We start from the raw sequence: 10,520 nt of genomic DNA, 5'->3' as shown, positions 1-10,520 counted from the left end.
CTTATTCTGTTTGTACGGGCACTTATGAATAATGTTCATAAGTATGTTCTTATTTCGCCCTCTACTCCCCGGGATGCTGAGTTATTATAATTTGGCTGTTTTCAGCACACAGTGGCAGAACCCTGCTACCACACCGGAGTCATTATGAACGAACCATTTGATGGTAACAGCGTCTTTCCCCGGGGAGAGAAAAATGAAGCTTATGCAAAATATTTTACCGGGACCAGCTATCTGACTATGTTGTCTATGGAAGGGGTAGTGATTGGCAACGTGGCGTTTGAACCAGGCTGCCGTAACTTCTGGCATATCCATCACCAGGGGGGACAAATTCTGTTAGTAACCGGTGGAAGAGGTTGGTACCAGGAGTGGAACCAGCCTGCACGCGAGCTTAAGACGGGTGATGTGGTGCATATTCCTGCGGGAATGAAACACTGGCACGGTGCTGCGCGTGACAGTTGGTTTGCGCATATTGCGGTGGAAATCCCGGCACCCGGCGCGTCGAACGAATGGCTGGAACCGGTCACCGATGAAGAGTACAACTTACTCCCCTGACTGATAGTCAGATAAGACGCGGTGTTCCGCGTCTTATTCCGTTTAGTGAACAGAACCTTGAGGCTGAGGATTATCCATATACAGCGTCTGGCTGGGGAAGGCAAAGTCGGCGCCATTTTCCTGGACCAGGGTGATAATTTTTAAATAAACATCCTGCTGTACGGCAAGCCACTCCTGCCATACGGTTGTTTTTGTGAAACAGTAGACCATGATATTTAGCGAAGAATCGGCAAACTCATTAAAATAGACCAGCAGGGTCTGCTTCTGATCAATACCGGGATGATTTTGCAGCATCTGTCTGACGGCATCGACAATCGTGCCTATTTTATCAGCATCTTCATAACGTAGCCCGATCACCGTTTTTATCCGTCGATTGCTCATCCTGCCCGGGTTTTCTACGCTAATGGAGGAGAAAATCGAGTTGGGGACATACAGGGGCCGGTGATCGAAAGTATTTATTTTGGTCATTCGCCAGCCAATTTCGCTCACCGTACCTTCGATATTTCTGTCCGGGGAGCGGATCCAGTCACCGATGCTGAATGGTCGGTCAAAATACAGCATGATGCCCGAGAAGAAATTACTCAGAATATCTTTCCCCGCCATACCAACGGCAATACCGCCGATACCACCAAAGGTTAACAGGCCAGACAGGCTCATGCCGAAATGTTCACCGTAGAGTAAAATAATGGCAATTACGATTGTAATTTTAATAATACGCGACAGGATCCGGGCGCTGGTGATGTCCCGGCCTTTATTAATCTGTGTTTTTTCAAACTGGTTAATCACCAGAAAGAGTTTTGTAGTCAAAATTAGTGCAATCAAAGAGGTACAGAGAAAATCAACCACGCTGGGTGAGATAAATGTCAGCTTATAGCTATCGATAACGTTATTGGCGATGCTGCCAAACGTACCAATAATAATGGCGTAGACGAAAAACTGCGCCGCGTGGAATATGAATCCTTTGCAGTGTTTTTCACTACGATGAAACCAGACGCTCATCAGTACTAATGCTGCACAGCAGCTGAGAATGACCGTTAGATTAAAGGCATTATTCATAAACAATTCAGCGATCATGATTCTCCCTGGCGACTCCGTGTTAGCAAAATATTATCTGACATCCTGATTCTCAGGTATTTTACCCGCAACAGGCGGTCATATCATTCATCATGAGGATATATAAATAATATAATCAGCGCTATTTTCAGTTGAATAACGCTGATGTCAACCCTGCGAGCAGTTTATGTAGCAGACAATAGGGCGATGTCATGGTATTGTTATTGCAAAGTAACGGTTTTTTTATCTGAACAAGAAAAGGACGAGACTATGATCATGGCTAAGCTGAAGACAGCGAAGGGAAGAAAATTTCTGTTGTGTCTGCTTGGGGTGTTTATCATTGCTGCATCGGTGGTCACACGAGCCACGATCGGTGGGGTCATTGAACAGTACAATATCCCGCTTTCTGACTGGACTGCCTCAATGTATGCCATCCAATCGGCAATGATTGGCGTCTACAGTATGGTGTTTACTATTCTGCTGGCGATCCCACTTGGGATCTACTTCCTGGGCGGTGAGGATAAGCACTAAGCGCTTATGAGGCCGGATGACAACGCCATCCGGCATGTTGCTGCGTGATTAATCGTCTTCGTCGTCGTCCAGTTCGACCGGTGTCTGATACTGATCGGGCTTAATGACCAGCAGGTCGCAACGTAGATGGTCAATGACTTGTTCCGCTGTATTTCCAAGGAACGCCGCTGAAATACCGGTACGCCCAACGGTGCCCAGTACCACGATACCCGCTTGTAAATGCTCAGCCAAATCAGGAATGACCTCTTCAGGCAGTCCTTTTTCAACGTGTGTGACTTTCTCATCGATGCTGAATTTCTGGCGTAATGCCTTCATGGCCAGCAGATGCTGTCCACGGATCGCATCGTTATAAACGCTCGGGTCAAATTCAGGCAGCTCAATGGCGATATTGATGGGCGTTACAGGGTAGGCGCCGACCAGATGGACTTCGGTATGGTTGACCTGCTCTGCGAGCAGCAGTGTTTCTTTAATCAGTTTTTCGTTGAGGGCGTTGTGATACGCTTCTTCACTGGCCAGGTTGACGGCGACTAGCGCTTTCCCGCCTTCCGGCCATGGCTGGTCTTTGACCATCCACACAGGGCTTGGGCACTTACGCAATAAATGCCAGTCGGTCGGAGTGAAAATCACCGCTTCCAGGCGATCGTGTTGGTGAGCCATTTTAAGGACCAGGTCATGCTTAGCACTGATGACTTCCTGGATGATGGCTTCAAAGGGACGGTTGTGCCAGACCACTTTAATATCAAGAGGAATACCTGCATCGATATAGTATTTCGCTTGTTCACGTATCCATGCCGTTCGCTGACTGATAACACCCTGACGCATTGCCGTACGCTCATCTGGCGACAACAGGGTAGTCATTTCATAGGAAAAGTCATAGATCGGCAGAAAGGCTTTAATTTTGCCACCAATCCGTTGATGCAAATAAACAGCTCGCCGTAATGCAGGTTGATCGTCCTGGTTCGGATCGATGACCACCAGCATATTTTGATACATAGCCATACAGGGTCTCCTTACAACTGTCACTGCAGTTTGTCACTAAAAGAGTAACCCAATAATGTGGATTGAAACAGGGGAGAACCTCCTGCCAGATCAATAAATCAGGAAAATCCAGGGTTTCTGTCCACATCCCGCTAAATTCAAACAATTTTTATCAGCATATGTGGCCCTTTAGTACGTCAGACCAGGTGGTGACTTTCCATTAATTTAAAAAAACTCATCGAGCATCAAATGAAACTGTAACTTTTCCAGGTTGGGGGCTGTGATGCCATATTGTTCAAAAAGCCTATTCTGCAAAGAAGGTGAAAATTCACTGAGACAGTTCCAGAGGATAGCTAGATCCTGGTATCGATCGGCGATTCCAACGCGCCCAACATCAATACAACCAACTACTTCACCCTGACTAAAAATAAGGTTATCCAGGGAGAAGTCACCGTGCGTCACCACGGGATCGGATGAGAAGGGTAAAAGGGACAACATTTCATTCCAGACTTGCACGACGGACCAACCCTTGCGCTCATCATCAAAATCATCAGCATCGACCAGGCCGTTATTCATTCGTGTTTGTGCCAATGCGAGTCGAAACTGATGATCGCTATTAAAAGGACAGTGGCTTACAGGGATCCTATGTAACCGCTGCAGGAATACTGCGAGCGCATCAACAATATCATTACGTTTGTCGGGGCATTCTTCTAACATCTGGAATGCTGTCTTTCCTGGTATCGCCGTTGTGAGTAGCAATGCCTCATCAGGCGTACGGGTAAAATGCGTAATGGTTGGAAGGGGCAAGTAAGCCTTTAACCAGTTGAGTCGAACCATTTCATCTGTAATATCATCGGCAACTGACTCTTTGCCTCGCTTCAGATACAATTCTGGTGCATCAGCTTTACCATACAATCGATAGACCGCTGCGCCAGATTGACCAACATGATCACGCGCCCATTTATATCCCTGCAGGTCAGCGTCCAGGCTAGAGTTTAATTGCAAACCTGAGCACCATTTTTCCCTTTGAATATTATTCATAACACTCCTTGTTTTGCTTCTGGCACATAGCAGCGGCACTGATTGTAAACTGAAATGGATACCAGACAGGCACAGCTGAAAAAATCGACGATTGATGATTAGAACAGGGGGAACCTTCTGCCTACCAGTAAATTGGGAAAATTTAGCGATGCGACAGAAGGGTAACTGCGATGCTTGTAGAAAGATTAAGCAACGTTGCGCGAGTGGCCAGCGAGAACAGCCAGTGCGTCGCTATTCTCGATAGTGATATATTTACCTTTCACCGCCAGCATGCCGCTTTTCTGGAAGCGACCCAGCAGACGACTGATGGTTTCGACCGTTAAACCGAGGTAGTTACCGATATCACCACGGGTCATCGTCAGGCGGAATTCGCGAGGCGAGAATCCACGTTGGGCAAAACGACGAGACAGGTTATAGATGAAGGCCGCTAAACGTTCTTCAGCGTTCTTCTTCGACAACAACAGGATCATATCCTGATCGCCTTTGATCTCACCGCTCATCAGACGCATCATCTGCTGACGCAGATTCGGCATTTTACCGGACAGGTCATCCAGGGTCTCGAATGGGATTTCACATACCATTGAGGTTTCAAGAGCCTGTGCAAAGCTTGGGTGATGACCGCTACCAATAGCGTCAAAACCGACTAAATCGCCCGCCAGATGAAAACCGGTAATTTGCTCATCACCTTGCTCAGTGATGGTGTAGCTTTTAATCGTTCCGGAGCGGATAGCATAGAGTGATTTAAGCTCGTCACCTGCTTTAAAGAGCGTCTGCCCCTTTTGGATAGGCTTTTTGCGCTCAATGATATTATCGAGCTGGTCTAGTTCATGCTCGTTAAGTGTGAACGGGATGCAAAGCTGGCTGATGCTGCAATCCTGGCAATGGATAGCACAACCGCCAGACTGAATGCGCCGTATAATTCGCTTTTCCGGGATCATAGGTCTGCTCAAGCCGTAATTGATATTTGTCAATTTTAACATCTTTTTGGTGAGCACGTAAGCCTGAGCTACTCCCAATAGAGAATAATTCAGGTATAAATGGGGTGAATGTTTGTATGTTGCTGATTAACCACATTATATTTGCAGTTGCTTTGTATGGAAGTGTGATGGATAAGGCATTAATTGCCTGGATCCTAGAGTAGCAAATAACCTTCATGGCGTAATAACCACTCTTTTCGCTGCACGCCACCTGCATATCCTGTCATGGTACCGTTACGTCCAATCACGCGATGACAGGGAACAACGATGCTGACCGGGTTAGATCCATTTGCCGCACCGACGGCTCTGGCGGCACCAGGACGCCCCAGCTGTTCGGCCAGTTGCCCGTAGTGCATTACCTGCCCGCAGGGGATCGTTCGCAGCGCTTGCCAGACTTCGCGTTGAAACGGAGTACCCGCGGTGGCGGTTACAAGCGTATCAATGATGCTCAGATTACCCGCGAAATAATCGGACAGTTTATCGCTTAACCCACCGGGATTTTTGGCGGCAATACGCTGATAACCTTCAACACGATAGTGAATATCCAGCAGCTGTTCCATACGATCGCTATGCTGGTCCCATTCGACGGCACGCAGGCGAAATTGTTCATCGCAGATGATCCACAGTGGGCCTAGCGGCGTTGTGATAGTGTCTTCAAGTAAATTAAGCATCCGTTTCTCTCAATACAGGCGGGACAAGACCCGTCTCAGTCAGCGGGATTACACCATATCACGCCATGGATATTCACAGCTATACCCCCTTAGATCCAATAATGAACCCGCCAGAGACACCATCATATTATTGGAAATAACTGCAAACCACTGTCGGTATATAGAGTGCGCGGTTATGATAATGGTCATCGAAAAATGCTGGAGGATGAGACATGCACCCTGAAGATGCATCATTGTTTCTGGACGCTATGGGGGATGTTGAACCGCTGAAGGGCTGTACTGATATCCACTGGCAGCCTTCACGCAATCTTCGCGCGCCGGCGCGCATGGATACGCTGCAGTTGGATAATTTTCTCTCGACGGGCTTCCTGGATATCGTACCGTTGAGTCAACCGCTGGCGTTTCGTCGCGAGGGTTTACAGCAGGGCGTTACCGATAAGTTGCGTAGCGGCAAGTACCCCCAGCAGGCGAGCCTTAATCTCCTGCGTCAGTCCGTTGAGACATGTCGTCAAATGTTATTCAGTTTTATCCATCAGGCTCGACAGGAGGGGCTACGTAACGTGCTCATTATTCACGGTAAGGGACGAGACGATAACTCTCACGCTAACATAGTGCGCAGCTATGTGGCGCGCTGGTTGGCTGAGTTTGACGACGTGCAGGCCTACTGCAGTGCTCAGCCGCACCACGGTGGCAGCGGTGCCTGCTACGTTGCATTACGTAAAACGGAGCAGGCCAGGCAAGAAAACTGGGAGCGGCACGCAAAACGCAGTCGCTAGGCGGCCAGTACCCGGTTTCTGCCTTCGTTCTTGGCTTTGTATAATGCGTCGTCCACGCGTTTAAATAATTCATCAATGCTTTCATTCGCATCATGCCGCGCCACGCCGATGCTGACGGTAAAACGGGGAAGGCCTGGCAGACTGACCCGGGCCACCGTCGCGCGTATAGTTTCTGCAAGATTGAGGGCCACGTCGAGAGACGTACGTGGCAGGAGCAGCACAAATTCTTCACCTCCCCAACGGAACACCAGATCGTCCTTGCGTGCACAGGCTTCCAGCGTGCGAGCCAGCGCACATAGCACGTCATCCCCCTTTAAATGACCAAAGAGATCATTAATGCTTTTGAAACGATCGGTGTCGATCAGTAGCAAACTGTAGTCCTGGGTCAACGACATGGCGTGTGTTTGTTCCGGCTCGGTGACGTGATAAAAATGTCTGCGGTTAAGTAATCCGGTCAAGGCGTCATGCAGAGCAGCCCGTTCCAGTTCCTGCTCAAGACGTTTTTGTTCGGTAATATCATGAATGATGCACAGCATCAGCTTATTACCGTAAATTTCGATGGGACCCGCGTAGGTTTGTACGTGCCGAGTACTGCCATCGGCCAGTTTGTGTACAAAATGCAAGGGCTTATGACCGCCTGGCAGATGCGCTATTTTATGCATCACCGGTAATATATGGCGCCCCAGCATATTGATTTCCCAGGTATGCTTCTGACACATCATGTCATGGCTATAACCATAGAAGTTAAGGGCGCTTAGGTTCGCATCGACAATCAGCCCATCACGGGACGGATCGATCAGTAGCATCGGTGCCGAGTTAGTCAGGAAAAAACGCGCGTAAAACCCCTGTTTTTTACGTTGGTAGTTGGCGGAACGGCTAGCTTTTAGCCCCTGAGTTGCAGGGGGTTCAATGCCTTCAAAGAGGATGACATTACCGTAATCTGCCAGTTCTCTGATGGACAGGCGGCAGGCCTGTGCGATTTCCTCACCGTCCCGGTAAACCGTAAGAATTTCTACGATGTCATGTTGATTTTTCAGGTCGCTGAGGTACATGGTTAAATCAGCCTGGGCATGGGTCGAGAATAATCCCTTTCTGAGTCGGGAAAAATCTGTAGCCTGCATGATTTCCCGTGCAACGGCATTAGCGAACATCAATTCTTCGGTATGTGGCGAAACGATCCAGACCGGAGTGGTTAATAAATCCAGTGAATGTAGTTCGTTTATGCTCATCGATAATCCCGTTATCTTTATAGGCTGTGTTGCCGACTGACTGGCAAAGAATAATCATTCTTCAATCTCACAACGGTATTGATTGCCGGTGAGACAAGGAGGGTACGGCCAGTATCGGTATTATGCTGTTTTCCGTGTGCATCAATTCGTGAATCTGATGTGCGGGCACTGGCTTAGCAAACAGGAAACCTTGTAGCACCCTGCATCCCATTTGGGTTAGCAGTATTTCCTGCTCCGGCGTCTCTATGCCTTCAGCTACTACACACATATTCATCGAGTGGGCTATGTCAATAATAGTAGACACGATTTTTGTATTTTTGCTGTTCTCGCTAATATCTTTGACAAATATTCTGTCAATTTTTAATTCCCGTGCCGGGAGTGACTTTAACATCAGTATATTTGAATAACCGGTGCCAAAATCATCAATGGAAATGGTGATGCCGAGAGCTGAAAACGCATTCAACACGTTGATGCTATGTTTTAAATTTTTAAGGGCTGTACTTTCAGTCAGTTCCAGCGTTAATTGCGTTGGTGACAGCTGATATTGCGCGAGAGCATTACAGACAATATCGACGATATCATGCTGGTCAAACTGGGCGGATGATAGATTCACGGCGAGCGTCCACTGGCTATGGCCTTGTAACTTCCATTGGTGTAACTGAAAACAGGCCTGACGAATTACCCAGTCGCCGACTGGAATGATTAGGCCAGTTTCTTCAAGTGCCGGAAGAAACTCAGCGGGCAGCAACATACCGCGTTCGGGGTGATGCCAGCGAAGGAGCGCCTCAAAACCGGTCAGCGTATGATCACCTGCGGTATATTTGGGCTGATACCATAGTTCAAATTGATTGCGCTCAAGCGCCTGTGACAGTTCTTGTAAGAACGTGGGTGGAGTATCCGCGATTGACTCCATTTCGGGGGTATAAATTGCCCAACCGTTTCTGCCTGCCTGCTTGACATGGTACATCGCCATATCGGCCTTCACTTTTAACTCATGTAGCGTTGCACCATGTTCAGGATAAATACTACTCCCTGCACTTAGCGAAATCCGCAGGGTATGTCCGCATAAAGTAAATGGCTCTTTGATGACGCCCGCGATCCGGGCCAGCAGGTCGGAGATAGTATCTCTGCCACTATTTGGTACCAGCAGAATAAATTCATCACCACCTAACCTTGCGAGGGTCATGGTGTCATCCAGACAGGTATAGATGCGTTGCGTACTGGCGATCAGCAGTTGATCGCCAATGTGATGACCCCAGGTATCGTTGACCACTTTGAACCGATCGAGATCGATAAAGACCAGCGCAAAAGGGTGATGATGCAGTTTGGAGTACTGCAGACAGGACTGTAGACAGGTATCAATCTGGGTGCGGTTGGCAAGCCCGGTCAGCGGATCAAAGTGGACTTGATGTTCAAGCTGGCAGTTCAACTGATGCAAATTATCCGCCAGTCGGGATGTCCGCAGTTGGGAATCCACCATCGAAATCACCAGCATAATCCCCAGTATTACCAGGGTAATGGCACTGACCCAGATGGACAGTTCCAGCGTGCTGAGTCCTTCGTTCATGCTGTGTCCGAGGTGAGTGAAGGTCGCCGCGCCCATCCCTGTGTAATGCATAGATGCAATAGCCAGCGCCATAATGAGCGCGGCAATAAGGCGGTTAATCAACATGCGTCGGGTATTTTGGCGTAAATGAAAGGCCAGCCATAAGCCCACACCCGATGCCACGACGGCAATGATTACTGAGAGCAGAATTAACGCGCGATCCCAGATAATCGCCATATGTTCAATAATGGCTACCATACCAACATAGTGCATCGCCACGACGCCAGTACTTAACAGACCGGTGGCGATGGCCAGCCGCTTTGTGGATAACGTCTGGCCGGATATGGCGATACTGATGGCAAGCGTTGCGCTAACAAGGGCAATAAGGAAAGAAACAGCGGTGAGCGTGAAGTGATAATTTATCGGTATGTTCATTTTCATGGCCAGCATACCGATAAAATGCATTGACCAGATCCCCATACCCAGCGTTGCACCACCGGATAATCGCCAGAAGGTCGATTCACGTCGACTGGAGATCGCCACTTTTCCCGCACTGTCGAGAGCAATAAAAGAGGCAATAAAAGCGACAACAAAGGAAATCCCAATCAGTACCGGATCCCACGACACGTGCAACATCGTACTACCTATATATAAAAAGCCGTGATGTTAAATCTAGCAGGTTTTGTCAAGTTAACCTGATAAAACCAAGACTGTTCTTATTTTTTCACTATGAGTATTAGGTAGAGCCTCTATAACATGGAAAATGTGCGATCTTTACTTATGTAATCATTCACCATATTTATGGATCCGTGCGTTTTGCGGGCATCGCGTGCTCCACATCACAATAATCTGACTGTGTGGTCTATGTTCAAATTTTGCAGAATAAAGCACTGAACTAGTTAAAATTGTAGGTGTAATAATGCGCCTTAAGTGAAAATAAAGTAGGGTCTAATTGAATATTCAGGTTTCCATGTCAGGGAATGGTAATCTGCATTGCAACTGCTATAAAAAATACTACCCGCATTTTCATTATTTCTTGGTGAGCAGGATTAAAATGTTAAATGATATTAGCGTCAGGACGTTTATTATTTCATTTTTGATATTAACGCTTTTTATTCTCAATGTGATGGAGCTATTGTTATCATCAGGAGCTAATGTAGTTATCA

Annotated in this window: 10 protein-coding genes; 3 read left to right on the top strand and 7 right to left on the bottom strand. The window is 47.7% G+C overall.

All coding sequences use genetic code 11. From position 1 onward, the window contains the following. Positions 1–144 precede the first annotated feature (144 nt). Entirely contained in the window at positions 145–552 is a 408-nt protein-coding gene (locus IMQ48_RS21265; protein ID WP_196210552.1) for a cupin domain-containing protein, read from the top strand. A gap of 42 nt (positions 553–594) precedes the next feature. Here the strand turns inward: IMQ48_RS21265 and IMQ48_RS21260 are convergent, their stop codons facing one another. Next, the gene (locus tag IMQ48_RS21260) at positions 595–1,626 is read right to left on the bottom strand and encodes a mechanosensitive ion channel family protein (protein ID WP_196210551.1); all 1,032 of its coding nucleotides are present in this window, start codon (positions 1,624–1,626) and stop codon (positions 595–597) included. Positions 1,627–1,875: 249 nt separating this feature from the next. Between IMQ48_RS21260 and IMQ48_RS21255 the strand changes: the two genes are divergently transcribed. After that, on the top strand, positions 1,876–2,136 hold the full coding sequence (locus tag IMQ48_RS21255) for a DUF2534 family protein (RefSeq protein ID WP_096756906.1): 261 nt from the start codon (positions 1,876–1,878) through the stop codon (positions 2,134–2,136). A gap of 48 nt (positions 2,137–2,184) precedes the next feature. Here the strand turns inward: IMQ48_RS21255 and uspE are convergent, their stop codons facing one another. The 4 genes from uspE to ogt form a co-directional block, all read right to left on the bottom strand. After that, positions 2,185–3,135 carry a universal stress protein UspE gene (uspE, locus tag IMQ48_RS21250; RefSeq protein WP_196210550.1) on the bottom strand — a complete coding sequence of 317 codons (951 nt, stop codon included), beginning with the start codon at positions 3,133–3,135 and terminating at the stop codon, positions 2,185–2,187. A 204-nt stretch (positions 3,136–3,339) separates the two neighbouring features. Then, positions 3,340–4,155 (bottom strand): APH(3')-I family aminoglycoside O-phosphotransferase, encoded by an 816-nt coding sequence (locus IMQ48_RS21245; RefSeq protein WP_196210549.1) that lies wholly within the window; start codon positions 4,153–4,155, stop codon positions 3,340–3,342. Positions 4,156–4,340: 185 nt separating this feature from the next. Next, a complete protein-coding gene (fnr, locus tag IMQ48_RS21240) occupies positions 4,341–5,093 on the bottom strand; it encodes a fumarate/nitrate reduction transcriptional regulator Fnr (protein ID WP_135911931.1) in 753 nt (250 codons plus the stop codon). A 194-nt stretch (positions 5,094–5,287) separates the two neighbouring features. Then, positions 5,288–5,803, bottom strand: a complete 516-nt coding sequence (ogt, locus tag IMQ48_RS21235; RefSeq protein ID WP_196210548.1) for a methylated-DNA--[protein]-cysteine S-methyltransferase — start codon at positions 5,801–5,803, stop codon at positions 5,288–5,290. 212 nt (positions 5,804–6,015) lie between these two features. On the opposite strand from ogt, the gene smrA reads away from it, so the two are divergent. After that, the gene (gene smrA / locus IMQ48_RS21230; RefSeq protein WP_196210547.1) at positions 6,016–6,579 is read left to right on the top strand and encodes a DNA endonuclease SmrA; all 564 of its coding nucleotides are present in this window, start codon (positions 6,016–6,018) and stop codon (positions 6,577–6,579) included. On the opposite strand, the gene IMQ48_RS21225 is transcribed toward smrA, so the two are convergent. Next, positions 6,576–7,808, bottom strand: coding sequence for a sensor domain-containing diguanylate cyclase (locus IMQ48_RS21225; RefSeq protein WP_196210546.1), 1,233 nt, complete (start codon positions 7,806–7,808; stop codon positions 6,576–6,578). The two genes, smrA and IMQ48_RS21225, sit on opposite strands and share 4 nt — an antisense overlap. Positions 7,809–7,875: 67 nt before the next feature. Further along, a complete protein-coding gene (locus IMQ48_RS21220; protein ID WP_196210545.1) occupies positions 7,876–9,990 on the bottom strand; it encodes a bifunctional diguanylate cyclase/phosphodiesterase in 2,115 nt (704 codons plus the stop codon). Between the last annotated feature and the right edge of the window lie 530 nt (positions 9,991–10,520).

It is taken from the genome of Citrobacter sp. Res13-Sevr-PEB04-36, assembly GCF_015672735.1.
Lineage (GTDB): Bacteria > Pseudomonadota > Gammaproteobacteria > Enterobacterales > Enterobacteriaceae > Citrobacter.
The sequence above is the reverse complement of the archived record's forward strand: the minus strand, read 5'-3'. Positions and strand labels throughout refer to the sequence as shown.